This window comes from Pararhodobacter sp., assembly GCF_034676545.1.
GTDB lineage: Bacteria > Pseudomonadota > Alphaproteobacteria > Rhodobacterales > Rhodobacteraceae > Pararhodobacter.
The window spans coordinates 1948159-1974086 of sequence record NZ_JAUCBZ010000015.1; the positions used below are offsets into that span (position 1 = coordinate 1948159).

Annotated in this window: 23 protein-coding genes, 3 pseudogenes and 1 other annotated feature; of the genes and pseudogenes, 16 read left to right on the plus strand and 10 right to left on the minus strand. The window is 60.3% G+C overall.

Annotation, left to right across the window (positions count from 1 at the left end; genetic code table 11):
• Positions 1-60 precede the first annotated feature (60 nt).
• The 4 genes from VDQ28_RS13145 to VDQ28_RS13160 are packed head-to-tail and all read left to right on the plus strand — an operon-like array spanning position 61 to position 5064.
• A complete protein-coding gene (locus tag VDQ28_RS13145) occupies positions 61-1311 on the plus strand; it encodes a sarcosine oxidase subunit beta family protein (protein WP_323036364.1) in 1251 nt (416 codons plus the stop codon).
• A 15-nt stretch (positions 1312-1326) separates the two neighbouring features.
• Positions 1327-1611 (plus strand): sarcosine oxidase subunit delta, encoded by a 285-nt coding sequence (locus VDQ28_RS13150; protein WP_323036365.1) that lies wholly within the window; start codon positions 1327-1329, stop codon positions 1609-1611.
• Entirely contained in the window at positions 1608-4511 is a 2904-nt protein-coding gene (locus tag VDQ28_RS13155; RefSeq protein ID WP_323036366.1) for a sarcosine oxidase subunit alpha family protein, read from the plus strand. Before VDQ28_RS13150 ends, VDQ28_RS13155 begins: the two co-directional genes overlap by 4 nt.
• On the plus strand, positions 4504-5064 hold the full coding sequence (locus VDQ28_RS13160; RefSeq protein WP_323036367.1) for a sarcosine oxidase subunit gamma: 561 nt from the start codon (positions 4504-4506) through the stop codon (positions 5062-5064). Before VDQ28_RS13155 ends, VDQ28_RS13160 begins: the two co-directional genes overlap by 8 nt.
• Here the strand turns inward: VDQ28_RS13160 and VDQ28_RS13165 are convergent.
• Both VDQ28_RS13165 and VDQ28_RS13170 read right to left on the minus strand, forming a co-directional pair.
• Positions 5057-5521, minus strand: a complete 465-nt coding sequence (locus tag VDQ28_RS13165; protein ID WP_323036368.1) for a hypothetical protein — start codon at positions 5519-5521, stop codon at positions 5057-5059. The genes VDQ28_RS13160 and VDQ28_RS13165 overlap by 8 nt on opposite strands.
• A 48-nt stretch (positions 5522-5569) precedes the next feature.
• A complete protein-coding gene (locus VDQ28_RS13170) occupies positions 5570-5872 on the minus strand; it encodes a hypothetical protein (protein ID WP_323036369.1) in 303 nt (100 codons plus the stop codon).
• Between VDQ28_RS13170 and VDQ28_RS22610 the strand changes: the two are divergent.
• A pseudogene (locus VDQ28_RS22610) lies at positions 5801-6016 on the plus strand (helix-turn-helix domain-containing protein); the annotation flags it as partial. The gene VDQ28_RS13170 and the pseudogene VDQ28_RS22610 overlap by 72 nt on opposite strands.
• A gap of 90 nt (positions 6017-6106) precedes the next feature.
• Here VDQ28_RS22610 and VDQ28_RS13175 read toward each other — a convergent pair.
• The gene (locus VDQ28_RS13175; RefSeq protein ID WP_323036370.1) at positions 6107-7015 is read right to left on the minus strand and encodes a LysR substrate-binding domain-containing protein; all 909 of its coding nucleotides are present in this window, start codon (positions 7013-7015) and stop codon (positions 6107-6109) included.
• A gap of 205 nt (positions 7016-7220) precedes the next feature.
• On the opposite strand from VDQ28_RS13175, the gene VDQ28_RS13180 reads away from it, so the two are divergent.
• The 7 genes and pseudogenes from VDQ28_RS13180 to VDQ28_RS13210 all read left to right on the plus strand — a co-directional run bounded on the left by VDQ28_RS13180 (position 7221) and on the right by VDQ28_RS13210 (position 13773).
• Entirely contained in the window at positions 7221-8651 is a 1431-nt protein-coding gene (locus VDQ28_RS13180; RefSeq protein ID WP_323036371.1) for a hypothetical protein, read from the plus strand.
• Between the two features lie 57 nt (positions 8652-8708).
• Complete coding sequence (gene fdxA, locus VDQ28_RS13185) at positions 8709-9047, plus strand: ferredoxin FdxA (protein WP_323036372.1); 339 nt, start codon at positions 8709-8711, stop codon at positions 9045-9047.
• A 1-nt stretch (position 9048) separates the two neighbouring features.
• Complete coding sequence (locus VDQ28_RS13190; protein ID WP_323036373.1) at positions 9049-10362, plus strand: aspartate aminotransferase family protein; 1314 nt, start codon at positions 9049-9051, stop codon at positions 10360-10362.
• Positions 10363-10383: 21 nt separating this feature from the next.
• Positions 10384-11106 carry a 3-oxoacid CoA-transferase subunit A gene (locus tag VDQ28_RS13195; RefSeq protein ID WP_323036374.1) on the plus strand — a complete coding sequence of 241 codons (723 nt, stop codon included), beginning with the start codon at positions 10384-10386 and terminating at the stop codon, positions 11104-11106.
• Positions 11103-11780: a 3-oxoacid CoA-transferase subunit B gene (locus VDQ28_RS13200; protein WP_323036375.1), complete on the plus strand. Its 678-nt coding sequence runs from the start codon at positions 11103-11105 to the stop codon at positions 11778-11780. Before VDQ28_RS13195 ends, VDQ28_RS13200 begins: the two co-directional genes overlap by 4 nt.
• A 190-nt stretch (positions 11781-11970) precedes the next feature.
• Complete coding sequence (locus VDQ28_RS13205) at positions 11971-12615, plus strand: transposase (RefSeq protein ID WP_323036376.1); 645 nt, start codon at positions 11971-11973, stop codon at positions 12613-12615.
• Positions 12616-13036: 421 nt separating this feature from the next.
• A pseudogene (locus VDQ28_RS13210) lies at positions 13037-13773 on the plus strand (IS5 family transposase).
• Positions 13774-14074: 301 nt separating this feature from the next.
• Here the strand turns inward: VDQ28_RS13210 and VDQ28_RS13215 are convergent.
• The 5 genes and pseudogenes from VDQ28_RS13215 to VDQ28_RS13235 all read right to left on the minus strand — a co-directional run.
• A pseudogene (locus tag VDQ28_RS13215) lies at positions 14075-14779 on the minus strand (IS3 family transposase); the annotation flags it as partial.
• Positions 14780-14884: 105 nt separating this feature from the next.
• A protein-coding gene (locus tag VDQ28_RS13220; RefSeq protein ID WP_416349379.1) for an IS3 family transposase occupies positions 14885-16128 on the minus strand; the annotation gives its coding sequence in 2 pieces (ribosomal slippage) (positions 14885-15825 and positions 15825-16128; 1245 coding nt in all).
• Positions 15716-15832 (minus strand) — a sequence feature (AL1L pseudoknot). It overlaps the preceding gene by 117 nt.
• The gene (locus VDQ28_RS22615) at positions 16011-16427 is read right to left on the minus strand and encodes a transposase (RefSeq protein WP_416349380.1); all 417 of its coding nucleotides are present in this window, start codon (positions 16425-16427) and stop codon (positions 16011-16013) included. The genes VDQ28_RS13220 and VDQ28_RS22615 overlap by 118 nt, the downstream gene beginning before the upstream one ends.
• A gap of 425 nt (positions 16428-16852) precedes the next feature.
• Positions 16853-18490, minus strand: coding sequence for a sulfatase-like hydrolase/transferase (locus VDQ28_RS13230; protein ID WP_323036378.1), 1638 nt, complete (start codon positions 18488-18490; stop codon positions 16853-16855).
• Between the two features lie 159 nt (positions 18491-18649).
• Positions 18650-18910 (minus strand): hypothetical protein, encoded by a 261-nt coding sequence (locus tag VDQ28_RS13235; RefSeq protein ID WP_323036379.1) that lies wholly within the window; start codon positions 18908-18910, stop codon positions 18650-18652.
• A 182-nt stretch (positions 18911-19092) separates the two neighbouring features.
• On the opposite strand from VDQ28_RS13235, the gene VDQ28_RS13240 reads away from it, so the two are divergent.
• Together VDQ28_RS13240 and VDQ28_RS13245 are read left to right on the plus strand one after the other, a co-directional pair.
• Positions 19093-20061, plus strand: coding sequence for a GSCFA domain-containing protein (locus VDQ28_RS13240; RefSeq protein ID WP_323036380.1), 969 nt, complete (start codon positions 19093-19095; stop codon positions 20059-20061).
• Complete coding sequence (locus tag VDQ28_RS13245) at positions 20061-20750, plus strand: hypothetical protein (RefSeq protein WP_323036381.1); 690 nt, start codon at positions 20061-20063, stop codon at positions 20748-20750. The genes VDQ28_RS13240 and VDQ28_RS13245 overlap by 1 nt, the downstream gene beginning before the upstream one ends.
• Positions 20751-21145: 395 nt before the next feature.
• Here VDQ28_RS13245 and VDQ28_RS13250 read toward each other — a convergent pair whose 3' ends face one another.
• A complete protein-coding gene (locus VDQ28_RS13250; protein ID WP_323036382.1) occupies positions 21146-21724 on the minus strand; it encodes a cupin domain-containing protein in 579 nt (192 codons plus the stop codon).
• Positions 21725-21850: 126 nt separating this feature from the next.
• On the opposite strand from VDQ28_RS13250, the gene gabT reads away from it, so the two are divergent.
• Both gabT and VDQ28_RS13260 read left to right on the plus strand, forming a co-directional pair.
• A complete protein-coding gene (gene gabT, locus VDQ28_RS13255) occupies positions 21851-23146 on the plus strand; it encodes a 4-aminobutyrate--2-oxoglutarate transaminase (protein ID WP_323036383.1) in 1296 nt (431 codons plus the stop codon).
• 118 nt (positions 23147-23264) lie between these two features.
• Positions 23265-24701, plus strand: a complete 1437-nt coding sequence (locus VDQ28_RS13260) for an aldehyde dehydrogenase family protein (RefSeq protein ID WP_323036384.1) — start codon at positions 23265-23267, stop codon at positions 24699-24701.
• 120 nt (positions 24702-24821) lie between these two features.
• Here the strand turns inward: VDQ28_RS13260 and VDQ28_RS13265 are convergent, their stop codons facing one another.
• Entirely contained in the window at positions 24822-25799 is a 978-nt protein-coding gene (locus tag VDQ28_RS13265) for a helix-turn-helix domain-containing protein (protein WP_323036385.1), read from the minus strand.
• Between the last annotated feature and the right edge of the window lie 129 nt (positions 25800-25928).

Here is a 25928-nt window from a genome sequence, read left to right on the forward strand (position 1 = left end):
CCTGGTATGTCGAACACCATTTTGGCCGCAGAACAGAGCCATGCAATCGAGGTTCATGAAATGCGTTACTCCGCACTGCGTCTGCTCAAGGAAGGTCTGACTGGCAACAAGGGCTGGGTCCCTGTGTGGCGCGAACCCGAGCCCAGGCCCGACTATGATGTCGTCATTGTCGGCGGTGGCGGGCACGGCCTGTCCACGGCCTATTATCTGGCCAAGGAGTTCGGCATCACCAATGTCGCCGTCCTGGAAAAGGGCTGGATCGGATCGGGCAATGTCGGCCGCAACACGACGATCATACGCTCGAACTATTTCCTTGAGGGGAACCAGCCCTTTTACGAGTTCAGCCTGAAACTGTGGGAAGGGCTGGAGCAGGATTTCAACTATAACGCGATGATCAGCCAGCGTGGCGCGTTGTATCTGATCCACTCGGATGCCCAGCGCGATGTCTACGCCCGGCGTGGCAATTCCATGCGGCTGTCGGGAGCGGATTCGCATCTTCTGGATCGTGCCGCAGTGCAGCAGATGTGTCCGTTCCTCGATTTCGACAACGCGCGCTTTCCGATCCAGGGCGGCTTGTGGCAGCCGCGCGCGGGCACGGCCCGCCATGACGCGGTGGCCTGGGGCTATGCGCGCGGGGCCGATGCGCGCGGCGTCGACATCATCCAGAATTGCGAGGTTACGGGCTTTGACATCGCGGGCGGTGTCTGCCGGGGTGTGCAGACCACGCGCGGGCCGATCCGCGCGCGCAAGGTCGCGGTCTGCGTCGCGGGCTCGTCCAGCCGCGTGATGGCCAAGGCCGGGATGCGGCTGCCCATCGAAAGCCATGTGTTGCAGGCCTTTGTCACCGAGGGGCTGAAGCCGACCATTCCGGGCGTCATCGCCTATGGCGCCGGCCATTTCTACATCAGCCAGTCCGACAAGGGCGGGCTGGTGTTCGGCGGCGATATCGACGGCTACAACACCTATGCCCAGCGCGGCAACCTGCCCGCCGTCGAGGACGCCTGCGAGGGTGGCATGGCCCTGATGCCGATGATCGGCCGCGCGCGCCTGCTGCGCATGTGGGGCGGGTTGGTGGACATGTCGATGGACGGCTCACCCTTTATCGACAAGACGCATATCGGCGGACTCTATTTCAACGGTGGCTGGTGTTACGGCGGGTTCAAGGCGACGCCGGCGTCCGGCTATTGCTACGCCCATCTCCTTGCCACCGATCGCCCCCATGAGACCGCGCACGCCTACCGGCTAGACCGGTTCCGGACGGGCGCGATCATCGACGAAAAGGGCCAGGGCAACCAGCCCAACCTGCACTGAGAACAAGAGCAAACCATGATCATTCACCATCCCCTGCTTGGCCCCCGCGATTCCGCCGAATTCGTCAACCGAGGCGACGCCAGCCAAATCGACCGCCCCGACGGCTTCACCGCCAGCCTCGAGGCGATGCACGACTACGCCTATCTGCGCGACAATCCGGCGGGCGAGCTGCGCGAGCTGTGGTATCACGAACAAGGCGACCGGTCCTGGCTGGTGGTCACCCGCAACACCCTGACCCATGCGATCACCTCGGTCGAACTGGCCCGTGACGTGGCGCGCCGCAAAGGACGATCGAAATGACCCAGAGCAACCGCATCTCCGGCGGACGGATCGACCGGTCGCAGACGTTGTCCTTCAGCTGGAACGGCAAGGCGCTGACCGGCCACAAGGGTGACACGCTGGCCTCGGCGCTGCTGGCCAATGGCCAGCGGCTGGTGGGCCGTTCGTTCAAATATCACCGCCCGCGCGGCATCTTCAGCGCCGGGTCCGAAGAGCCCAGCGCCCTGGTGCAATTGCGCAAGGGCGCCGCGCAGGAACCCAACACCCGCGCCACCACCATCGAACTGTTCGACGGTCTGGCCGCGACCAGCCAGAACCACCGCGGGCCACTGGAGCGCGACCTGATGGCGGTGACAGACCTGCTGTCGCCCTTTCTGACGGCGGGGTTCTATTACAAGACCTTCATGTGGCCCCGGGCGTTCTGGGAGAAACTCTATGAACCCGTCATCCGCGCCTCGGCGGGACTCGGCCGGTTGTCGATGCAGGAAGACCCGGACAGCTACGACCACGGCTATCTGCATTGCGACTTGCTGATCATCGGAGCCGGTCCTGCCGGTCTGTCGGGCGCCTTGGCAGCCGGGCGCGCCGGGTTGCGGGTGATCCTGGCCGACGAGGATTTCACGCTGGGCGGGCGGCTGAATGCCGAAACGCATGAGGTCGCCGGACAGCCGGGTGCCGATTGGGCGGCGGCGGCTGCTGCCGAACTGGCCACGATGCCCAACGTGCGGATTCTGCCACGCACCACTGTCTTTGGCGCGTTCGATCACGGCATCTTCGGTGCGCTGGAGCGCAAGACCGATCACCTCGCCGCTTCGGGCGGCAAGCCCCGCCAGGTGCATTGGCGCGTCTATAGCAAGCGGTCGCTGCTCTGCGCGGGCGCAACCGAACGCTCCATCGCCTTTGGCAACAACGACCGGCCGGGGATCATGCTGGCGGGTGCCGTGCGCAGCTATGTCAACCGGTTCGGGGTCGCCCCGGGCCGGAAGGTGGCGGTGTTCACCAACAACGATGACGGATTGCGCACCGCCCGGGACCTGAGCGCAAAGGGCATCGAGGTGATCCGTGTCCTCGACACCCGCGAGGGTGGTCGGGTCGTCGATACCGCCGGGCGGCTCGGATTGCGCAGCCTGACGCTGAGCAACGGGCAGCGGATCGAGGCCGATTGCCTGGCTGTGTCGGGCGGGTGGTCACCGAATGTGCATCTGACCAGCCACCAGGGCGGGCGGCCGGTCTGGCGTGACGACCTGGCCTGTTTCGTACCGGGCGATCAATTGCCCCCCGGAATGACCGTTGCCGGCGCCGCGAATGGCACCGTGACGCTGGCCGCCGTCCTGGCGCAGGGCCACGCGGCGGGCAAGTCCATCGCCGCCGATCTGGGCGCAACCGGCGCCGCCGGAGATGCGGCCAGTGCCTCGGACGAGGCCAGTGCGGTCACCGCCTTCTGGCAGGTCGCCGAAAGCCGGAAACGCGCCTGGGTGGATCTGCAGAATGACGTGACCACCAAGGACATCCGGCTCAGCCATAAGGAAGGGTTTCGCGCGGTCGAGCACCTGAAACGCTATACCACGCTGGGCATGGCAACGGATCAGGGCAAGACAGCCAATGTCCTGGGCCTGGCGATCATGGCCGAAGCCTCGGGCAAGTCGATCCCGGACACCGGCACCACGGTGTTTCGCCCGCCCTACAGCCCGGTGGCGATCGGTGCCCTGGCGGGGCGGGCCCGCGCCAAGGAGTTCCGCCCCTACCGTCTGACGCCCTCGCATCGCTGGGCGCAGGAAAACGGCGCGGAGTTCGTGGAATCCGGGGCCTGGCTGCGCGCCCGCTGGTTCAAGCGCCCGGGCGAAGCGGGATGGCGCGACAGCGTGGATCGCGAGGTCACCATGACCCGGCGCTCGGTTGGCATCTGTGACGTCAGCACGCTGGGCAAGATCGACATCCAGGGCCGGGACGCCGCCGAATTCCTGAACCGGGTCTATGCCAACGCATTCGCCAAACTGCCCGTAGGCCGGGTCCGCTATGGGTTGATGCTGCGCGAGGACGGATTCGTCTATGACGACGGGACGACGGCGCGACTGTCCGAAACCCATTTCGTGATGACCACGACGACCGCCAACGCCGCGCTGGTGTTCCGCAACCTGGAATTCGCCCGCCAGTGCCTGTGGCCGGATCTGGATGTGCACCTGATTTCCGTCACCGACGGATGGGCGCAATACGCCGTCGCCGGGCCGAACAGCCGCGCGCTGCTTTCCAAGGTCGTCGATGACCTCGACCTGTCGAACGATGCCTTCCCCTTCATGGCTTGCGCCGACTGCAAGGTCTTTGGTGGCACCCCCGCCCGCCTGTTCCGCATCTCGTTTTCCGGCGAATTGGCCTATGAGATCGCCGTTCCGGCACGCTATGGCGATGCGATGATCCGGGCGCTGACGACGGTGGGTGAAGACTTCGGCGCGGTGCCCTATGGTATCGAGGCCCTGAATGTCATGCGCATCGAAAAGGGCCATGCCGCGGGCGCTGAGTTGAACGGCCAGACCACCGCGATGATGCTGGGCATGGGCGGCATGGTGTCGCGGAAGAAGGACAGCATCGGCGCGAAACTGGCCGAACGCCCGGAAATGATCCGCGACGACGGCATGCGGCTGGTCGGATTTCACCCGGTCGATCGCACCGCCCTGCTGAACGCCGGTGCGCATTTCCTGACGCCGGGCGAGCCGGCCGACATGGCGCATGATCAAGGCTGGATGACCTCGGTCGCCTGGTCGCCCGAACTGGGCCATGCCATCGGCATGGGCTTTCTGAAACGGGGTCACGAACGGATCGGTGAAACCGTCCGCGCCTACGACCCGGTGCGCGGCAAGGACACGCTGGTCCAGGTCTGCCCCACCGATCACATCGACCCCGAGGGAGGACGTCAACGTGGCTGACATCGTGCTGCATGCAACGCCCGCGACGGGCGCGGACCTGTCGATCGGACCGAACCGGATCACCGAGCGCAGCGATCTGGCGCTGGTCTCCATCGCAATTCCGCTGGGCGGTGACGAACAACTGGCCAAGGCGCTGAAAACCGGCTGGTCACTGGACATGCCCAATGCGCGGCGCAGTCGCGCGGCGCCCGGCGTGCGTGCGATCCGGACGGCACAGGACCAGCTGTTCCTGGTCTTTCCGCACGCAACCCCTGACGCGCGCAGATCCGTCGAGGGCACCTTGAACGGGGTCGGCTATACCACCGATCAATCCGACAACTGGGTGCTGCTGGAAGTCGTCGGCCCAGACACGCGCGCGGCCCTGGAACGGATCTGCCTGCTGGACCTGCATCCCGATGTGTTTGCCATCGGGGATTCCGCGCGAACCGTCATGGACCATATCGGCGCGATGATCCTGCGGTCGGGCCCGGACACATACCTGCTGATGGCCGCACGCACCTTTGCCGGGTCATTTCTGGGCGCCATCGAGACCTCGTTTGAAAACGTCATCTGACATCGCAACGCATCCTGACGACCAAGCCAACGAAAGGGATAACATCGTGATTCACGAACGACTCTGCCAGGCCTATGGTGCGATTGGCGGACGGCGGTTCGATGGCGGCGGTCCTGTCAGGCGCTTTGCGTTCGTCACGCAAGACAGCGGGACCGGGTTCATCGCCGAATCCTGCGCCGATGTGTTGCGCGCGGCGAACGACTTTCTGCAATGCACGCGGTTCGAATGGCGCATTGCCGCAGGTCTGATGGCGCTGCGCGACATCCCGGTGCCAGAACTGGCGCTGACCGCAATCGTGCTGATCGGCGGCAGTCAGAAGCCCTGGCTGCCGTCTGACCTGGAAACCCGGCTGCTGAAATCGCGCCTGCGCGGCGCGGGTCATCTGTGTGCGGTCGGCGCGGGCATCTTTCCGCCGCTTTCGGCGGGGCTGTTGAACGACCGGCAGATTTCGGTGCATCCAAATTTTCGCACCGCCGTGTCGGAACATTCCATCGCACCCGCCATTTCAGGCAACGCTGTCAGCCACGAAGGCCACCTGAGCAGCGCAACCGGCCCGGTGGCGGCCACCGCGATGATGGTGAACCTTGTTGGTCTGAACGCGGGCATCGTGGTCGAGCGCTCGCTCGAAGCGCATCTGGGCCTGCAACCCACCTGCCCGGATGCGGGTTCCGTCGAACACCAGCGCCTTTTGCACGGAGCGCAGGGAAACCCTGTCGTCGCCGAAGCCCTGCGGATCATGGCCGCGCATCTTGAGGACCGCCTGACCATCCGCCAGATCGCGGACCGGATCCCCGCGTCCCCGCGGCATCTGGAGCGCTGCTGTCAGGAGACGCTGGGCCAGTCGCCGATCCAGATCTATCGATCGTTGCAGCTTTGCCGGGCGCAGCAACTCTTGACCCAGACCGACATATCGATCACCGAAGTCTCGCTGGCCAGCGGCTTTGGGTCGCCCTCGAAAATGGCGAAATGGTATCGCCGCCGATATGGCGAACCGCCGCTGCAGGCGCGGAAGCTGGCCCTGCGCGGCCGGGGGAACGGCCCGTCATTCATAGGATGGCTCGTTGGTTTCCTCGATCATCCACTGATAGAATTTTTCGACGTTCCGGTCCTCTTGATTGATCGGCGTCACGAAATAATAGCTGTTTTCAGTCACCAGTTCGGTATCGCCGATCGCCACCAGGCGACCGTCCTGCAGGTCTTTCTCGACCAGATACTTGGGCAGCAGTCCGATTCCCAGCGACGCCTGCGCCGCCGCGATCACCATCGAGAATTGGTCGAAATATCGCCCGGTCAAATAGGGTCTGCCCTCGAACCCTACCTGCTCGAGGTAATCGTGCCAGGCCGTCGGTCGTGACGATGTGTGCAACAGCGGCGCCTGACCGGTGTCCTCGAACGACCGGATGCCATTCTTTTGAACAAAGTCGGGTGAGGCCACGGCGATCATCCGCTCGGAGAAAAACTTTCGCAAGGTCGCATTCGGCCAGTTCTGCTTGCCGAAATGAATGGCGACATCAAAGTTCTCTGCGTTCAGATCAAACTGCGTCAGGCGCGTGGAAAAGCTGATCTCGATATCCGGATTGCGCGCGAAAAAACCGGGCAGCCGGGGAATAAGCCACAGCGTTGCAAAGGTCGGTAAAATCGCCACCCGCAAGGTCGAGTTCATGTTGCCGGCGGATACCGCGCGCAGCATGATGCGGCGAATGTTTTCCAGCTCTGCGGCAAGGTCGTTGGCCAGCCGCGCCCCCGCGCGCGTCAAAAGAACTTCGCGCCCGGTCCGGCGAAACAACTGCGCGCCGACGATCTGTTCCAATTCCTTGACCTGCCGGCTTATGGCGCTTTGAGTCAGGCTCAGCTCTTCTGCCGCGAGTGTGAAACTCTGATGACGCGCGGCCGCTTCAAAACAGCGCATGGCGGAAATCGAGGGCATGTAGCGGCGTTGGGACGGGTTCATTCCAGGACCTGAAAATTGTCACCTTGCATGCCTTTATATCACGCTCCCTGCAGGATTGGCGGCAAAATATCGTGTGCGACATGAGTTTTTATCATCGGTTACTGCGTAATCATCGTTTGTCTGCCAGGGCCCTGCGCGGTGATTATTGGCCTAATCCGCAGACCCCGAATCGTCGCAGACGCCCACACAATCCAAGGAAGCTGCAATGCCGACCAAAGAGAAATATGTTCCGTCCGAAAAAGAGGCCGCGTTTCTGGCCACGATCCGGAATGGCAAATACGAACGTGACATCATCACGGGCCTGAAGAAGTTCATGGAAAAGAACGTCCCTCAGGACATGATGGGCCTCTATACCCCGGAAGAACTGGACGCCATCAAGGCCTTGGACGGAACGCCGCGCGATGTGCAGGCGCGCATGCCCGTTAAAATCACCCGCCACTATTTCGAATTGGCCAAGGGATCAAAGGCCATTCAGACGCTGGTCAAGGCGAGCCCCAAGGAAACCTATGACCTCGACGGCGCCGAGGACCCTGGCAAGCAGATGACCTACAGCCCTGTCGAGGGGCTGATCCACAAATATGAACTGGGGCTGATCTATGTCGCCTCGACCTGCTCGGCGCATTGCCGCTTCTGCTATCGCGAGGAACTGATCGCGAAAAAGGAAATCACCCGCGCCGATGGCACCGTTGCCGCCAAGGGGCTGGCGCAGATCGACGACATCGTGCCCTACATCATCGAGCACAACCGCCTGGTCGACGCGAACGGCGGCCGCCACCCCGTCACCAACCGCGAACGGCTGCGCGAAATCCTGATGTCGGGCGGCGACCCGATGGTGCTGGGCAACAAGAACATCGGTCAATGGCTGTCGGCGCTGGCCCAGGCCGGGATCGAGAACATCCGCATCGGCACCAAGGAACTGGCGTTCTTTCCAAAGCGCTTCGACGAGACGTTCTTTGAAATGCTGGACGCCTTCCACGAGGTCTATCCCGGCGTCAACTTGCGCATGATGGTGCATTTCAACCACCCGGACGAAATTCTGGTCAAGGACTTGAACGGCAATTTCATCCCGGACGCCGAAGGCGGGCTGACCTGGCACCCGGATACCAAAGCGGCCGTCCGCGAATTCCGCAGCCGGTCCTGGATCAACGTCGACAACCAGTCGCCGATCATTTCCGGGATCAACGACGATCCGGATGCGCTGCGCATCCTGCAGCGCGAGTTGAAGCGCAACGGCGTCGAGAACCACTATTTCTTCTGCGGTCGTGACATCGTCGGCCACAAGGCCTTCAACGTGCCAATCGAGCGCGCCTGGGAAATCCTGAACGAATCGCAAAAGGGCCTCTCGGGCGTCGAAACCCATGCGCGCCTGTCGATCACCCATTACAAGGGCAAGACCGAAGTCGCCGCCATCACCAAGACCCCGGTGCCGGGCGTCAAGGGCGGCGAGAACGGTGTCGTGGTGTTCAAGCTGCTGCGCTCTGCCGGTGATGCCGAAGACCGCGCGAAGGTCACCATCGTCGGCCGCAACCCCGAGGCGATCTGGTTCAGCGGCTATGACGACCGCGTCATCGTCGATGAGGCCGGACTGTATTCGATGTACGAAATCCCGACGATTTCGTCGGTCGCGGCAGAGTAACCAGAGCTGCCGACGGATCGCCAGTCCCAATCCGTCGGCACTCCAAGGAGCATATCCATGACTTACGTTGTCACAGACAATTGCATCCAGTGTAAATTCACCGATTGCGTCGCCGTCTGCCCCGTCAATTGTTTTTACGAGGGGCCGAATTTCCTCGTCATCAATCCTGACGAATGCATCGACTGTGACGCCTGCGTTCCGGTGTGCCCGGCCAAGGCAATCTACAACGAAGACGACCTTCCCGACGACAAGCGGCTCTTCCTGCAGATCAACGAGGAATTGAGCCGGGTCTGGCCACAGATCACCGACCAGAAAGATCCGCTTCCCGATGCCGCCAAATGGGACGGCGTCGCCGACAAGCTCAAACATCTCATCAGAACAACACCGGAATCCTGACATGCCCGACTATGCGAAAAGCGCGGCCCTGTATGAGCGTGCCAAAAAGGTGATGCCCGGCGGGTGCAGCCGCAACACCATCCTGCGCAAGCCGCATCCGGTCTATGCCAGGCGAGGCCACGGCTGCATTGTCACCGATATCGAGGGCGTCGACCGCATCGACTTTGCAAACAATGTCGCCTCGCTCATTCATGGGCACGCGCATCCGGTGATCGTCGAGGGCGTGAAAAGGCAACTGGACGACGGCTCGGCCTTCACGGTCGGCACCGAGATCGAGGTCGCCTATGCCGAGCAGATGGTGGCCCGGAACCCCGGTTTCGAAATGCTTCGCTTCGTGAACTCTGGAACCGAGGCGGTGATGAGCTGTCTCAAGGCCGCCCGCGCCTTTACCTCGCGCCCCAAGATCGCCAAGGTCGAGGGCTCTTATCACGGGCTCTATGACTATGCCGAAGTCAGCCAGACTGCCAGGCCTGAGAACTGGGGCAACGACGACGCGCCCCGCAGCGTTCCGGTTGCCCACGGCACCCCGCAATCGGCGCTGGATGACGTGGTGATCATCCCCTTTAACGACCCTGACCGCGCCATCGCCATTCTGGACCGGCACAAGGACACGGTCGCCGGGGTGCTGCTGGATCTGCTGCCGCACCGGATCGGCATGGTCCCCGCGTCCGAGGCCTTTGTCCAGGCGCTGAGGACCTGGACGCAAGACAACGGCGCCTTGCTGATCTTTGATGAAGTGATCACCTTCCGCACCAGTTTCTCGGGGGCGCAGCAAGCCTACACCGTCACCCCTGACCTGACCGCCATGGGCAAGATGATCGGCGGCGGCTTTCCCGTCGGTGCCCTGGCGGGCCGTGCCGATGTCCTGGACGTGATGAACCCGCTGAACGGCCCCGCGCGGTTTCCGCATTACGGCACATTCAGCGCCAACCCCATCACCATGACCGCCGGGTCGATCGCGATGTCGCTGTTCGACGAGGCGGCGGTGCAACGGCTGAATGCGCTGGGCGACAAGACCCGCGCTGGACTGGCCGAGGCGATCCGCGTGGCGGATGTTCCCGCCTGCGTCACCGGCAAAGGGTCGATGTTCCGCATTCATCTCAAGGCTGCGGCGCCCCGGTCCTATCGCGATGCCTATGTGCAGCCGGACGAACAAAGGCGCATCGCCGCGCTACTGGACCATTTCTTTGACAACTGCCTGATCCTTGTCGAGACCTGCTCGGGCTTCCTGTCAACCCCGATGAGCCAGCCTGAAATCGACCATCTCTGCCAGACCACGCTCGACGGTTTGCGCAAGATCAAGCCGCTGATGTGAGCGCAAGCAGGGTGAACCCAGATGGACAAGACAATTCCTTCCCTTGCTGCTGCCGTCGCCGAGGTGCCGGATGGCGCGGTCCTGATGATTGGCGGCTTTGGCGGCTCCGGTGCGCCGATCGAGCTGATCCATGCGCTGATTGATCGCTACCGCGCGACGGGCAGCCCGGCGAATGTGACGGTGATCAACAACAATGCCGGGAACGGAAAGATCGGCATCGGCGCGATGATCGACGCCGGCATGGTCGCAAAGATGATCTGCTCGTTTCCGCGATCTTCGGACCCGCGCGCCTTTACCGAGCGCTATATGGCGGGCCAGATTGCGCTGGAACTGGTGCCGCAGGGCACCCTGGCCGAACGCATTCGGGCGGCGGGTGCGGGTATTCCCGCGTTCTTCACGCCCGCCAGTTATGGGACGGAACTGGCCATCGGCAAGCAGGTCCAGGAATTCGACGGCAAATGCTATGTGCTCGAACGCTGGTTGAAGGCAGATTTCGCGCTGGTCAAGGGGGCCGTGGCGGACACCCACGGCAACATGACCTATCGCTTGGCGGGGCGGAACTTCAACCCGTTGATGTGCATGGCCGCCGACCGGACCATCGCCCAGGTCAGCCAAATCGTGCAGCCCGGTGACATCAATCCGGAACACGTGGTCACGCCGGGCATTTTCGTCGATGGCATCGTCGAAGTGCTTGATCCGCAACAGGAAGAAGCCCTGATCCGGGCAGGGGTGGAATACGCATGACGTGGCAGAAACTCTCGGCCAACCAGATCGCCTGGCGCGCGGCCCAGGATATCCAAGACGGCGCCTATGTTAATCTTGGCATCGGCTTTCCCGAACTGATCGCCAAATTCCAGCCTGAAGGCCGGCATATCACCTACCACACCGAAAACGGCGTACTGGGCTTTGGCAAGGCACCCGCCGAGGGTCAAGAAGACTGGGACCTCATCAATGCCGGGAAAAAGGCTGTCACGCTGACGCGCGGCGCCTCGTTCTTTCACCATGCCGACAGTTTCGCGATGGTCCGCGGTGGCCACCTGGATCTTGCCGTGCTGGGCGCCTACCAGGTGTCGCAGAATGGCGACATCGCGAACTGGCGTGTCGGATCGCGCAGCGTTCCGGCGGTGGGCGGGGCGATGGACTTGGTGCATGGCGCAAAGCGGGTCGCGGTGCTGACAGATCATATAACCAAGGAGGGCGAGCCCAAGCTGGTCGAGCGTTGCAGCTATCCGCTGACCGGCGTGGGTTGCATCACGCGGGTTTATACATCGCTTGCGGTCGTTGATATCGTTGGGGGTCGATTCATGCTTCGTGAAATAGTTAAGGGTTTGATGCAAGACGAATTGCAGTCACTAACGGGCGCAACCCTGCACGTTGACCGACCTGTGATCGATTTGACGACTCCGGGATCGACATGACTAAAGTGGCTCGGCTGCCCCAAGGTCTTCCTCTCCGCCGTCACTCTCGCCGCAACTGTCCTGTTCTGGCTTTGAGTATCAATGAGATGCTGTAACGGGGCCTGCGTCGCGACCCGCCCGTTACCGTTGCAAAATCAAGGGCAAGCTGTCGCCGTTCCCGTATCGGATCCTGGAAGAGGAGGACTGCGGGATGAGACTGTTTGTCGGATTGGATGTGTCGCTGGCGAAGACCGCGATCTGCGTGATCAGCGAGCATGGGAAGATCATGAAGGAGGCGCAGGTCGCCAGCGAACCGGAAGAATTGGTGCGTTGGATTGGCGAACAAGAGGGCACCATTGCCGCCATTGGGCTCGAGGCCGGTCCCTTGTCGCAATGGTTGCATCGCGGGCTTTCAGAGGCGGGACAACGTGTCGTGCTGATGGAAACTCGGCAGGTGAAGGGCGCTTTGAGGGCCATGCCTGGGATCGGCGCGGTTGTCGCGCTGACCCATCGATCCGCAGTTGATGACCCCGCCCGTTTCACCTCATCGAAGAAGGTCGGGCCATGGGGCGGCCTGACGCCCTCCCGCAACCAGTCCGGCGAACGTGATATCTCGGGCGGCATCACCAAGGCCGGCGACGTCAACCTGCGCCGGGCTCAGTGCCAGGCTGCGACCGTCATGATGCATCGCGGGCGTTCGACATGGCTGAGAACCTGGGCAGCGCAGGTCGCCCGCCGCCGTGGTGTCAAGCGCGCCATGGTCGCCCTGGCGCGACGTATCAGCGTGATCCTGCACCGTATGTGGGTCGATGACACCGACTTCCGGTCCGACATCGCGGTGCCTCATGCGGCCTGACGACCTGAACTCCCAACCGTTGCCTGCCTGACCGCAGGTCTTTGAGGTCCCCCAGGGACGCGGTTCCGATGATGCCCTGGTCAGGACTGTTGCCGATCCAGAGCGAGCACGCCAATGAGATGGGCACATCGGACTTGCATTGAACCAGCATCATGTTGGCGGCCACCGCGCCGACCACGGACCGAAGCATGCACCCGGGGCGATCTCAGGCGAGGGCCGAAGTGAAAGCAGAGCAGCTCAGAAAGAAACCACACAAAACCGCTCCCTGGCGGCCAGCCTCGCACGCGAAAAACCGCTTGACTGGGACGGCCTCGTTACCGAAGTCTGGACCCTAGGGCGGGTTGGCGTTTAAGGATTCCCAATTTGGTTGCTGAGTGATTCAAGGTTGCAAACATAGGAGGCAACCTTGATCCGCACAGCTTTGACCGACGTCCAATGGAAAACCATAGCCCCGCACTGTCTTGGCCGGGAATGTGACCCCGGTCGCACCGGGCCGAACCCTCGTCTTTTTGTCGAAGCGGTTCTGTGGATCGTGCGCACGGGATGCCCGTGGCGCGATCTGCCGTCTGAGTTCGGGGGCTGGAATGCGGTCTTCAAGCGGTTTCGCAGGTGGGTCAAGGCGGACGCATTCTATCGCATGTTCAGAGTGTTAGCCGAGGACTCCGACTTTGAATACGCGATGATAGATGGCACAATTGTCAAGGTCCACCGTCATGGACAGGGCGCAAAAGGGGGACTCAAAGCCAGGCCATAGGGCGTTCTCGTGGCGGCATAACCAGCAAGATCATGGCGCTGACGGATGCCTTGGGGAACCTGACCGATTTCCGGCTGCTGCCCGGACAAACTCATGATCTACGCGGCACATCGGCATTGATCGACGGGTTAACCTGTGGCCAGTTACTTGCCGACCGGGCATTCGACGCCAATTGGCTACCGGATGCGCTGACAGCCGCCGGGATCGAGGCAGTCATTCCGCCAAAATCCAACCGCCGGTTCCCGGCTGACTTCGACCGCGACACCTATAAATGGCGGCACCTGATCGAGAAATTCTTTGGAAAGCTCAAGGAATACAGGGGAATCGCAATGCGCTGCTGCAAAACCGACGCCAGCTTCAGCGCATTCATCGCCCTCGCGGCAACCGTGATCCGTTTGAAGTGAACGTCAACACGCCCTAATCCGTCAACGCGTTGGGCACCGCCGAGTAAGTCTACATGGGATTCGAACTCGCCGGACGCTTTTTTACATTTGGCTGCAAGTAAGGACCGGCTGTGGCGAGTTCATAAGGCCAAGTATACCGCTCAATCTCGATGTAGCGAATATGTCCGTTAGGCCCCGTGACAATCCACTGGACTTGTTCGTCGTTTGACGCGTCACTGTCCTTGCCGAACCACACAAACAGAGGTGGTCCTGGAATTTCGTCCAGTTTGCCGCCGTGCTAAGCTATAGCTTTGGTTTCATTTCAGGCGGCAACCTTCAGGTCCGGAGATCGTCTACCATAGGCCTCGTCAGGCGTCATGATCCCATGTGATGAGTGCGGGCGTCTTTCGTTGTCGTAGTGGATCCAGCCACCGATCCTGTCCCGGGCTTCGGAACCAGTTTCGAAGGCGTTCAAGTAGACGCATTCGTATTTGAGGGATCGCCAGAGCCGCTCGATCATCCGGTTGTCGATCCAGCGCCCCCGACCATCCATCGAGATTTTGATCTTTGCATCGCGCAGCACGTCGGTGAAATCGGTGCTGGTGAATTGCGAACCTTGATCGGTGTTGAAAGTCTCGGGGGTGCCGTATCCGGCCAGCGCTTGTTTCAAAGCCTCGACGCAGAACCCCGCGTCCATGCTGTTCGAGAGCTGCCAGCTCAGCACCTTCCGGCGATGCCAGTCCATGATAGCCACGAGATAGAGAAATCCCCGGCGCATCGGGATGTAGCTGATGTCAGCACACCAGACCTGGTTGGGCCGGGTGATGGGCAAGTCCTTCAGAAGATATGGGTATATCTTGTGCTCCGGATGCTTCTTGCTGGTCTTCGGCTCTTGGTAATTCGGCACCAACCGCATGAGCTTCATCAGCCGACGCACACGATGCCGCCCACATCTGTGGCCCTCCCGCTGCATGTGGCGGGCCATTTGTCGGGATCCATACCACGATGTCTCCAGGAACTGACGGTCCCCTCCCGGCAGATTTGGCTTTGCCAAATCGCCTGCCGGGTAATGGATGATTTCCATGAACTTCTGAACCGCCCCGGGTTTACCGGAGGGTGATTTGTTCAACGACTAGGCGACCATATCGAGTGTGTTCAGGTTTGCATAGAACGCCTCCTCTGCTTCTGCGGGCGGGATGTATCCGATAGGGCCGAGTAGGCGGCGGTTGTTATACCAATCGACCCATTTCAGGGTTTCCCATTCAACCTCGCGCATTGATTTCCAAGGCCCGATCTGGTTGATTACCTCCGTTTTGAAGAGGCCGATGACGCACTCGGCCAGTGCGTTGTCATAGGCGTCACCGACTGTCCCGACAGAGAGATCGATCTCCGCCTCGGCTAGGCGTTCGGTGTATTTGATCGACAGATATTGGGATCCTCGATCCGAGTGATGCACCAAGCTCTTGTTATCTGGAGTCTTTCTTTGCCAGATTGCTTGATCCAGCGCATCGAGCACGAACTGCGTCTTCATCGAAGTTGAGGTGCGCCACCCCACGATCCGTCGGGCAAATACATCAATCACGAAGGCAACATAGACCGTCCCCGACCATGTGGGCACGTAAGTGAAGTCTGAAACCCACAGCTTGTTCGGCCGATCTGCCATGAAGAGACGGTTCACCTTGTCATCGGGGCATGGCAGCGATGCGTCAGGGTTGGTTGTGATGACCTTTTTGCCGCGAACCACGCCCCTGAGGCCCAGACGGCGCATCAGCCGCTCCACCGTGCATCTGGCAGCGTATTCACCCTGCCGTCGCAAGACATGCCAGACTTTCCGCGCGCCATAGAGTTTGCGGTTCGCATCCCAGGCCGCATCGATCTTGAGGCTCAAGGCGGCATCAGACTTGGCCCGGGCTGAAGCCCGGTCAGGATCACGTGCAATGGCACGTCGGTCATAATAGGTGGATGGGGCAAACTGCAGCGCCCTGCAGATCGGCTCGACCCCGAATGCCTCTCGGCTTTCCTCAATGAAATCAATTATTTGCGAAACGGGCGGTCGAGCTCCGCCTGGGCAAAATACGCTGAAGCTTTGCGCAGGATCTCGTTCGCCTGCCGCAATTCCCGGTTCTCGCGTTCAAGCTCTTTGATCCGCGCAATCTCGACGCCGGTAGGTCCCGGCTGCTCGCCGCCATCGCGCTGGACCTGTCGCATCCAAACGCGAAGACTGTCCGGCGAACAGCCCAATTTGCCCGCGATCGCTGTCAGCGCTGCAGCTTCGCTTTGATAATCATCGCGGTGTTCCATCGCCAGCCGCACCGCGCGTTCGCGGAACTCGGGTGAATACGGCTTCGAAGTCTTCTTCTTTTGTGCATGTTCCATAACGGGCAATTCTCCGAGAGTTTTGCCCTCCGGTAAACCCGGGGCGGTTCATGCAGCTTTTCGACCTCTGCCGCCGATATCGTCGGCTCAGCGGTCGTCTGGCCATTGAAGGCCTGTGCCATGTTCTCAATCGCGGTCCGTTTCCAGCCACTGACCATGGTGGGATGGATGTCATACTTCTTGGCAAGCTCGGCTGTCGTCAGCTCCTCGCGGATGGCCTCCAAAGCCACATTCGCCTTGAAATCTGCCGAATAGCGCTTCCGTTTGGTCACTTCTGTGCGTTCTTCCTCAGGCGCCACAGCTTAGCACCAGGCCCGAAAGCCCGCGACCACCTCTGAATTCCTGGAACCTTTTCAGATCAACCGAACCACCTCTGTGGCGGCTGGTTTGGTCCAGATGCGCAGCGAGGGGTCGTACTGGTCCCACCGCGCGCCAAGAGCTTCGCCACGGCGACAGCCGGTCAACAGCATGAAGGTGATCGCCTGACCAGAGGTCCGTTGCGGGTGTGCGTCCAACGCGTTCCAGAAGCCGCTCGATCTCAGCCTGCGTCAGATACCGCGACCGCTTGTGCTCGGTGTTGCGCTCGACCCGCGCCGCCGGGTTCTTGTCGATCCAGCCCCATGTGATCGCGAGATTGCGCGACTGTTTGCGCGCGGCCGGGGCCTTTGTCAGGGTGCGCCTTTCCTGCGTTGCCCCGGCATCCTATCCTCGCCGACAGCCGAGATCACGCCCCCTTTGCCCTGATCAGCCTCTGCCAGGGTTCGGCCTTGCGGTTGCGGTACTTGATCGTTGCGTCCGGGGGCAAGACGGCTTCGTCCCAGATGCCGATCGTCACGCCCACGCCGCGCAGTTTCACCCGCATCGCGTCGAAGTCCGCGGGCGACAGGGTGGTGCGCTGCGATGGGCGGCGGGCCCAGGCGAAAAGCTTGGCATACATCGCGGCGACGATTTCGGTGTGGTCCGGGCTCTGGCCCAGGTCGATCAGTTCGTCGGGGTCGTTTTCCAGATCGAACAGGATCGGCGGGTCGCCCGTCTCGAAGTGTATCAGCTTCCAGCGCTTGTCGGCGATCATGAATCCGATGGCCTCATGCGCCGAGGCGCCCAGGGCCTCGGAAAAGATCGCGCCGGCGAAGTCTACCTCGCAGATGACGAAGTCTCGGTGCGGCTCCGTGGCCTGCCCGCGCAGGATCGGCAACAGGCTGTGGCCCTCCAGCACATGCGAGGCGATCTTGCCGCCCGCCACGTCAACAAAGGTCGGCGCCAGGTCGATGCTTTCCACCAAAGCGTCGCAGACCGTGCCGCGGGTCACGTCCGCCTCGGCCGAGGGATCGACGATGATCAGCGGCACCCGGGTCGAGACATCGTGGAAGAACATCTTCTCGCCCAGCCAGTGATCGCCCAAGAAATCGCCGTGATCGGCGGTCAGCACGATCAGCGTGTCCGCCATCCGGCCGGTCGCCTCTAGCCAGTCCAGCAGCACACCCAGTTGGTCGTCGCATTGCTTGACCAGGCCCATATAGGTGGGGATCACCGTGTTGCGCACCTCGGGTTTCGAGAAGGTCGAGCCGATCACCCCTGCCATCATCGTCTTTAGCACCCGATTCGCGTTCTCGTATTCGGCATTGCTGCGGACCGGGGGCAAGACATGCTCGGGCCCGTACATGCTGGCGTAGGGCTCGGGCGCGATATATGGCCAGTGGGGCTTGATGAAGGACAGATGGCAACACCAGGGCCCCTGAGCCTGTGCGATGAAGTCCATTGCCCGGCGGGTCAGATACGGGGTCTCGCTATCCTCTTCGGCGATGTTGGCGGGATGGGCCGCGTTCTTCAGGAACCAGCCAGACTGCACATTTCCCTCGCCGTCGATGGCCGAATTTGCATGGTCGTGCCATGGGTTTTCACCGGGATAGCCACGAGCATTGAGATAGGCGTTGTAATGCTGGGCGGCGGAATAATCATAGCGCCCAGCCGGCCCTTCGGGGTTCACGCCGTCGTCGCGTTCCACCACGTCGAAGCCGCATTCCGACACGCGCCGCCCGATCACCGTGTCGCGGCTGAGGCCGAGACGCTCCATCCCCTCGACATCCGGCACCATATGAGTTTTGCCAAGCAAATGACAATCCATCCCCGCCTTGCGCAGGTGGTCACCCATCGTCTGCTCGCCCACCTTCAGCGGAACGCCGTTCCAGCCGGCGCCGTGGGAATGGACGTAGCGCCCGGTGTAGGTGGACATGCGCGAGGCCCCGCAGACCGGCGCTTGCACATAAGCGCGGGTGAACCGTACGCCACGCGCCGCCAGCCGGTCCATGTTCGGCGTGTGCAGATGCGGGTGGCCATACCTTTGGTGTTTGTTGCGGGCCACAGCCGGGTCAACGGATTGAGATATGGCAATTCCATCTTGAAGTGGCGGGTTGGGTTGCCGTGTTCCAACGCCAACATTTCTCCACCACCTTGCGGCCCGCAGAACCCATCGCGTGCGCTCGCGCGTATTGGTCCGATAGGCCGGTCGCGGTGCCGTTTGTCAGGCGGCGAAGCGCCCGCCCTCGAAAATGCGGGCTTGGCCCAAGGCGGCGAGGCTTTCGCGCAAAGGTTGCACCGATCCGATGCGTCCACGCTGGAATTGGCGGGCCACTTGTTCGCGGGTGGCGGTGCCAAGGTCGGACAGGTTGGCGCGCACGGCGGCGATTTGTTCGGGTACGGCGTCGCGGGATTTGTCCTCTGCCCCTTGGTTGGCAAGGGTCAGCACTGCTGCCTGCACGTCGCGCTGATGATGGTGACCCAAGCGATTGACCGCATCGAAACGAAACGTCTATAAGTTCAGCACATGTGCCAATACACAAAAGCTTGGGATACATATGCCTTGTAAGGAGCTTATTCGCGAACCCATATAGAAAACTCCCCAATCAAAATTCCGCCTTCTGGAAAACAGCGGTTGCGCAGTCGGGTCCGTTTGGCATCTCGGGATTGTACAAAAAGAAATTTGAGATATTGGCAAGCGATTATATCGTAACTGCCGGTAGCTGTTTCGCACAACACATTGGGAACCGGCTTCAAAGTAGTGGCTTTAATTATCTGGATGTTGAGCCGTCACCTTGCCCCTTAAGTGATTCAGATAAAAAGATGCTCGGATACGGTGTTTACTCTGCTCGATATGGCAACGTCTATACGTCTCGTCAATTTGTACAACTCATCGAAAGAGCACTGGGCAAGTTCTCCCCGAAAGATCAGGACTGGGAGAATAATGGGCGCTACTTCGATGCGTTTCGTCCAACATTTCCACCTGGTGGCTATGAGACTTTGGAAGAAATGCAGTTTTCCCGAGAGTGCCACCTTGCCGCAGTCGCCAAAATGCTGAAACAAGCCGACATTTTTGTTTTCACATTTGGCCTCACAGAATCATGGGAGTCAAAAGCTGACGGAGCGGCTTACCCATTGTGCCCGGGCACTGCCGCTGGAGAGTTTTCAGAGGACTCTTACGTTTTCAAAAACTATTCAGTTGCCGACGTTTTGCAAGACATGAATAGAGCAATAGATTTGATTACGGCAATAAATCCGACCATTAAGTTTATATTCACCGTATCACCTGTACCGCTTGTTGCCACAGCGTCAGGTGATCACGTCTTGGCGGCGACCACATACTCTAAGTCGGTCCTGCGGGCAGCGGCCGGTGAACTGGCCATGGCCCTAAAGAACGTTGACTACTTTCCTTCATACGAGATTATTTCGTCTTCAATCATGCGCGGGATGTTTTTTGAACCAGACGTGAGATCGGTCGTTCCGCAAGGCGTTGATTACGTCATGACCCATTTCTTTAAACAACACCGCCCTATTAATGCACCGAAACAGGCTCAAAAAGAACCAGAAACGGCACAAATTCCCATGCACAATGACGATATTATGTGTGATGAGATTTTGCTTGAGAGGAATATCTAATGTCTACACGGCTGGTAATTACAGGAGACTCTCATTGCGTCGCGCTAAGTCAAGGCCGTAAACGCGTTGAAGAAAAAGGTGGAAGTTTGCCGCGAGATTGTATCGTTGAAGGACTCGGAAATGGCTACTACATGAACATGCCGTACTCGGAAAAGAGTAACGGGTGTGTTCGTTTCACGTATGAGGAATATGTGCGCACATTTGAGAAATTCGGCATTGGTAATATCGGCGAACGTGATGATGTCATCTTTGGTTTTTCGATGAGCCTCAACTCGCCCCCGGCATTTCGTGATCCCTTTTGGAGAGGTAATGCGCCTTGGAACTTGAGCATAGAAAAGGGCTTGAATCCTGTATTCACAGACGTACTCCCGAGTTTGTTTTTGCCCAAGTGGGTCCATATTCAAGCGTTTCTCAAACAGTGCCTAGATGTCGGGGTGCCATTTTTTGTTATTTCCGGACCGCCGCCAAAGAGATCCCATGATTGCATGAGGGATGGAACGGATCCTGATATTGTTTTGGAAGTGAACCGCCTTTATCGTAAAGTTGTTGAAAGCTGGCTAACGAAACACAACATACAGGTTGTCCATACGCCACCTGAAGTATTGGACGAGACCGGTTTTTTGGCGACCAACTACTATCATCCGCATCCAAAAGATCAACATCACGCGAACGATTTGTATGGTGAATAATATCTTGAAAGAATCGTGGATTTTTTTGAATGCCATTACCCACAAACCTCAAATTAATCGCGCAGGTTTTGTTGATTGCCTGCCGCTTTGGTCAGGGGAGTCGGGTTTGGAAACTGACGCGGCCTGATCGGTCTTGTGGTTTTTCATCAGATGGATTCTTGGGTAGGGACCGTCGCTCAGGAGCCCCGTTTGCCCATGGAAATCTTCCTCACTGCTTTCGATGACATCCCCGACCCTCGAGCGGAAAACACCTAGCGGCGGTTTGGGGCCGAACGTGACGATCCGTGGCTGCCCGGCACTTGGCGGGCCGTGCGCAAGCCCAAGCCTGACCAGGGGCCGCGCTCAATTCCAACGGGCAGAGGCCTTTGTGCGACGGGCGGCGATCACGCGGTCTGCTAGAGATACGGTGGGGTGCAGGCCGAAATGACGGTGGCGGGTCTGGCGCTGATGTTCCGAAACCGGTGCGGTTCGCGCGAATTGAACAAAAAGGAATCGCCGGCCTTGAGAACAACGACCTCGTCTCCGACGGTCACTTCGATTTCACCCGAGACGACAATTCCGCCTTCGCTGGCGACATGTTCCAGCATGTCCGCACCGGTGTCGGCACCCGGTTCATAGACCTCGTGCAAGATCTGAAGGTTGTGGAGCTTGGCGTTGCCGACCTGTTTCAGCGTGATCTTGCCTTCGGTGCCCGCCCGCTCTGAATAGAGACGCGAGGTCAGGTCGCGCAATTCGGACGGGATGAAGAATGGGCGGTCGACCTCTGGGGTCTCTGGCTCAAAAAACTCTGACATTCCAATGTTCAGGCCGCCCAATATCTTGCGCAGGGACGAGACGCTCGGGCTGCTTTTGTTGGTCTCGATCATGGAAATCTGACCGTGAGGAACGCCCGCAGCCTCGGCGAGTTGCCGTTGCGACAGGCCGTTTTGCAGTCTGACTTCTTTCAGGCGCGCGCCCACATCGAATTCGGCCATCGTGTCCTCCTTGCAGGCATTTAGACGCAAACCGCGGTCATGCTCAAGGTCCAAGAAATGTGTTGCTCAAAATAATGAGCATCTGTATTGGTAATTCCTGAGAATCAATCGGACAAGAGGACTGTCATGACAAATGCCGCTGAACTGAAAGCGCGCCGCGAGAATGCTGTTGCCAAAGGTGTTTCCACGCGCGGCATTTATGCTGTCCGTGCGCAAAATTCTGAGCTTTGGGACGCGGACGGCAAGCGATTCATCGATTTCGCCGCCGGGATCGCCGTGAACAACGCCGGCCATCGGCATCCACGGCTGATCGAGGCCGTCACCAAGCAATTGGAGGCCTTCACGCATACCTGCTTTCACGTCGCGCCCTATGAAAGCTATATTCGGTTGGCCGAGCGTCTGAACGCGGCGACCCCGGGGGATTTCGCCAAAAAGACCATGCTGGTGACAACCGGGGCTGAGGCTGTGGAAAACGCTGTGAAAATGGCGCGCGCTTTCACCGGCCGGTCCGGGGTCATCGCGTTTTCGGGCGCGTTCCATGGTCGCACGCTGTTGGGTATGGCGCTTTGCGGTAAGGTCGCGCCCTACAAGAAGGCCTTTGGCGCCATGCCGCCCGAAGTCTTTCACATTGCGTTCCCGAACGGGTATCACGGCGTCACGCCCGAGATGAGCCTGGCGCAGCTTGACCAATTGTTCAAATCCAGCATCGACCCCGACCGCGTGGCCGCGATCATTATCGAGCCCGTTCAAGGCGAGGGTGGTTTCAACATTGCCGATTTCGACTTCCTGAAAAAGCTGCGTCAGGTGGCCGATGACCATGGCATTCTGCTGATTGCCGACGAGGTTCAGTCCGGCATTGCGCGGACCGGCAAGATGTTTGCCTTTGAACATGCCGGTGTCGCCGCCGATCTGGTGACGATGGCCAAGGGGCTGGCCGGTGGCTTCCCGTTGTCGGCGGTCACCGGTCGCGCGGAGGTGGTGGATGCCGCCCCGGTTGGCGGGATTGGGGGCACCTATGCCGGCAACCCGCTGGCGGTCGCGGCGGCAAACGCGATGCTGGATATCATCGAAGACGAGGGCCTGTGCGCGCGCGCCACGGAAATCGGCGCCCGGATCACGGCACGCCTGAAATCCATCGCGGCGCAGCAGGGCATGGAGCCGATTGGCGATGTGCGCGGACTTGGGGCGATGATTGCCTTCGAACTTGTGAAGAACCGCGAAACGCGTGACCCCGATCCGGCGCTGACGCAGGCCATTGTCGCCGAGGCCGAGGCGCGCGGGCTGATCATCCTGCCCTGCGGGACACGGGCCAACGTCATCCGTTTGTTGCCGCCGTTGACGACACCGGGCGACCAGGTTGACGAGGCGCTCGATCTTCTTGAAGCCGCCATCGAGGCCGCGATCATGAAGACCTACGGCTAAGTAATATGCCAAAAACGACGTCGGGCGCTGCGAAAACAGCGCCTGACGTGACCCCACGCCTCATGCGCAGACCCGCGGCCGCGCTTCCGCGACCCCATCATTTCATCTGGAGATCGACATGACAGAGCATCGGAACCTTATTGCAGGGGACTGGGTTTCCGGCTCGGATCAGTCCGAGAATATCAACCCGTCCGATGTCTCGGACCTGATTGGTCACTATGCAAGGGCGGATGCGGCGCAGGTTGACGACGCGATCAACGCGGCCCGGAATGCCTTGGGCGGTTGGGCGAATGCCAGCCCGCAGGTTCGCGCGGACCTTCTGGATGCGGTTGGTCTGAAAATCCTCGCGCAGAAAAACGAGATCGGCCACATGCTGGCCCGCGAAGAGGGCAAGACCCTGGCCGAGGCCATTGGCGAAACCGTGCGCGCCGCGCAGATCTTTCGCTTTTTCGCCGGCGAGGCCCTGCGGGTTGCCGGAGATGCCGTGGCCTCTGTCCGGCCTGACGTTGACGTCGAGGTCACACGCGAGCCGGTCGGCGTCGTCGGTCTGATCACGCCGTGGAACTTTCCAATTGCGATCCCGGCGTGGAAAATCGCCCCGGCTCTGGCCTATGGCAATACGGTGGTGTTCAAGCCTGCGGATCTGACCCCGGGCAGCGCGCATATGTTGGCAAAGATCATCCATGACGCGGGCGCACCGCACGGCGTGTTCAATCTCGTGATGGGGCGTGGCGCGATTGTCGGGAATGCGATTGTCGCGCATCCGCTTGTGGATGCCGTGTCCTTTACGGGTTCGGTGCCCGTGGGGCGGGCGCTGGTGGTGGAGGCTGCCAAGGGGCTCAAGAAGGTTCAGGCCGAAATGGGTGGCAAGAACCCCATGGTCGTGCTGAATGATGCGGACTTGGCCGTTGCGATTCCCGTCTGTCTGAACGGGGCGTTTTTCTCGACCGGGCAACGCTGCACCGCGTCGTCGCGGCTGATCGTGGAATCGGGGATTTATGATGAGTTTGTCGAGCGCCTTGCCAAGGCCGCGTCGGCCCTGACGGTTGGCGACGCGCTGGATCCGGCAACGCAGATTGGCCCGGTCGTTTCGGCCAACCAATTGAAAAACAACCTGTCTTTTGTCGAGATCGCGCGCGCCGAAGGGGCCACGGTTCTGGGCGGAGAGACCGCCAATTGCCCGAAAGAGGGCTATTATCAGAAACCCGCGATTTTTGCCGACGCGACCAACGACATGCGATCAAGCCGCGAAGAAATCTTTGGGCCTTGCGCCAGCGTGATCAAAGCCTCCGATTACGATCACGCCCTGGCGCTGGCGAATGACACCGAATTCGGCCTGTCGTCGGGCATTTGCACAAGCAGCTTGAAAGCCGCCCGCGATTTCCGCAAACGCTCGCAAGCGGGGATGGTGATGGTCAATTTGCCGACTGCGGGTGTCGATTATCACGTCCCGTTCGGCGGGCGCAAAGGCTCGTCCTACGGCTCGCGCGAGCAGGGTCGCTATGCCGCCGAATTTTATACGACCGTGAAAACTGCCTATAGTTTTTCGGGCTGAGTGCCTGGTTGACGGCGCGGCCAGACAACGCCCCCGGTGTCTGGCCGAGGGCGCGGAACATGGCGCGCGCAAGCCCCCGCACAAACACGCCTGCGGTCAGGATTGACGCCGTTTTGCGGGTCAGGCGTCGGCCGGCGCGGTCTTGGCCAAGGGCTCGGTCCGTTTGAAATCTGTCGGCGTGACCTTGAACTTTGCCTTGAACAGGCGCGAGAACTGCGCCTGATCCGTAAATCCGAACCGATAGGCGACGTCGGCGACCGCGAGGTCGGGGCGTTCGCGCAGAAGGTTCTTTGCCGCGAGAAGCCGTTGCTCGCGGATCTGTTGGGCGACCGTGCCATTCAGATCTTTGAACAGATCATGCAGGTACCGTTTCGAAATCCCGCACGCCTCGGAAATAAAGTCCGGAGACAAATCGGGGTTTTTAAGGTTCTGATGAATTATTTTTTCGATTCTGAGCAAATGCGCGGCGCGCACGGAACTGGTTGTCGATGCGGCTGCTCCGGGTTCGCTTTTAATTGCGAGTGCAAGCAATTCCAGAAGCTGTCGCGACAGGGTTTCCCCCGCAGTGCCAATGACCGACGAGGCATGAAATTGGGTCTCTTTGACCATGGAAACAAACAAGGCACCGACGCCCTGTGTTGCATCGAATACGCGCGCACAATATTGATCTGGCTGGCGAATTCGTTCCGAAAGATCCGATTTGCAGACTTTCAGGACATACAGATCATTGGGATGGCTGTATGAAAACCGATAAGGCTCATCGCCGCGTTCGATTATAAAACCACCCGGATCACAAGAAACCTCGCGACCCAGTTGTCTGAACTCGACAGAGGACGCCAGTGGAATTGTGATCAAATAGTCTTCATGATCCGCCGACTTTATGTGCTGGCCCCGCCGCTCATATTGAACCGGCTGCGACACCAGATGCGATAGATTGGCACGGCCAATTGAGGTGGTGTCCAATTTGCCAGAAAATTCGAAGGGATTCGAGAATCGCAAGGACAACGGAAAATAGGCAGCGGCAATGGCGTTGTTCCATTGCACAGCTCTTTCTGCGGCCGCGATACCGGCCGTCGTGAACGCCTGAATCCCTCCCACGCTCTCCCTCCCTAAGAAAACGTCATTTCTGACGATAGCGCGGAATCACTCACGCAACAAATCGTTTTCTTGTGTGAGTGCACCAAAACGCAAAATCTTGTGCGCGGATCGCCAAGACCGCGAAACAAA

Excerpts from the sequence above, each read along its gene's own strand:
- VDQ28_RS13145 (WP_323036364.1), top strand. The coding sequence starts at position 61 with ATGCGTTACTCCGCACTGCGTCTGCTCAAGGAAGGTCTGACTGGCAAC.
- VDQ28_RS13150 (WP_323036365.1), top strand. The coding sequence starts at position 1,327 with ATGATCATTCACCATCCCCTGCTTGGCCCCCGCGATTCCGCCGAATTC.
- VDQ28_RS13155 (WP_323036366.1), top strand. The coding sequence starts at position 1,608 with ATGACCCAGAGCAACCGCATCTCCGGCGGACGGATCGACCGGTCGCAG.
- VDQ28_RS13165 (WP_323036368.1), bottom strand. The coding sequence starts at position 5,521 with ATGCACCGAAATCTGCCGGTCGTTCAACAGCCCCGCCGAAAGCGGCGG.
- VDQ28_RS13170 (WP_323036369.1), bottom strand. The coding sequence starts at position 5,872 with ATGCCGCGGGGACGCGGGGATCCGGTCCGCGATCTGGCGGATGGTCAG.
- VDQ28_RS13175 (WP_323036370.1), bottom strand. The coding sequence starts at position 7,015 with ATGAACCCGTCCCAACGCCGCTACATGCCCTCGATTTCCGCCATGCGC.
- VDQ28_RS13180 (WP_323036371.1), top strand. The coding sequence starts at position 7,221 with ATGCCGACCAAAGAGAAATATGTTCCGTCCGAAAAAGAGGCCGCGTTT.
- fdxA (WP_323036372.1), top strand. The coding sequence starts at position 8,709 with ATGACTTACGTTGTCACAGACAATTGCATCCAGTGTAAATTCACCGAT.
- VDQ28_RS13190 (WP_323036373.1), top strand. The coding sequence starts at position 9,049 with ATGCCCGACTATGCGAAAAGCGCGGCCCTGTATGAGCGTGCCAAAAAG.
- VDQ28_RS13195 (WP_323036374.1), top strand. The coding sequence starts at position 10,384 with ATGGACAAGACAATTCCTTCCCTTGCTGCTGCCGTCGCCGAGGTGCCG.
- VDQ28_RS13200 (WP_323036375.1), top strand. The coding sequence starts at position 11,103 with ATGACGTGGCAGAAACTCTCGGCCAACCAGATCGCCTGGCGCGCGGCC.
- VDQ28_RS13205 (WP_323036376.1), top strand. The coding sequence starts at position 11,971 with ATGAGACTGTTTGTCGGATTGGATGTGTCGCTGGCGAAGACCGCGATC.
- VDQ28_RS13245 (WP_323036381.1), top strand. The coding sequence starts at position 20,061 with ATGTCTACACGGCTGGTAATTACAGGAGACTCTCATTGCGTCGCGCTA.
- VDQ28_RS13250 (WP_323036382.1), bottom strand. The coding sequence starts at position 21,724 with ATGGCCGAATTCGATGTGGGCGCGCGCCTGAAAGAAGTCAGACTGCAA.
- gabT (WP_323036383.1), top strand. The coding sequence starts at position 21,851 with ATGACAAATGCCGCTGAACTGAAAGCGCGCCGCGAGAATGCTGTTGCC.
- VDQ28_RS13260 (WP_323036384.1), top strand. The coding sequence starts at position 23,265 with ATGACAGAGCATCGGAACCTTATTGCAGGGGACTGGGTTTCCGGCTCG.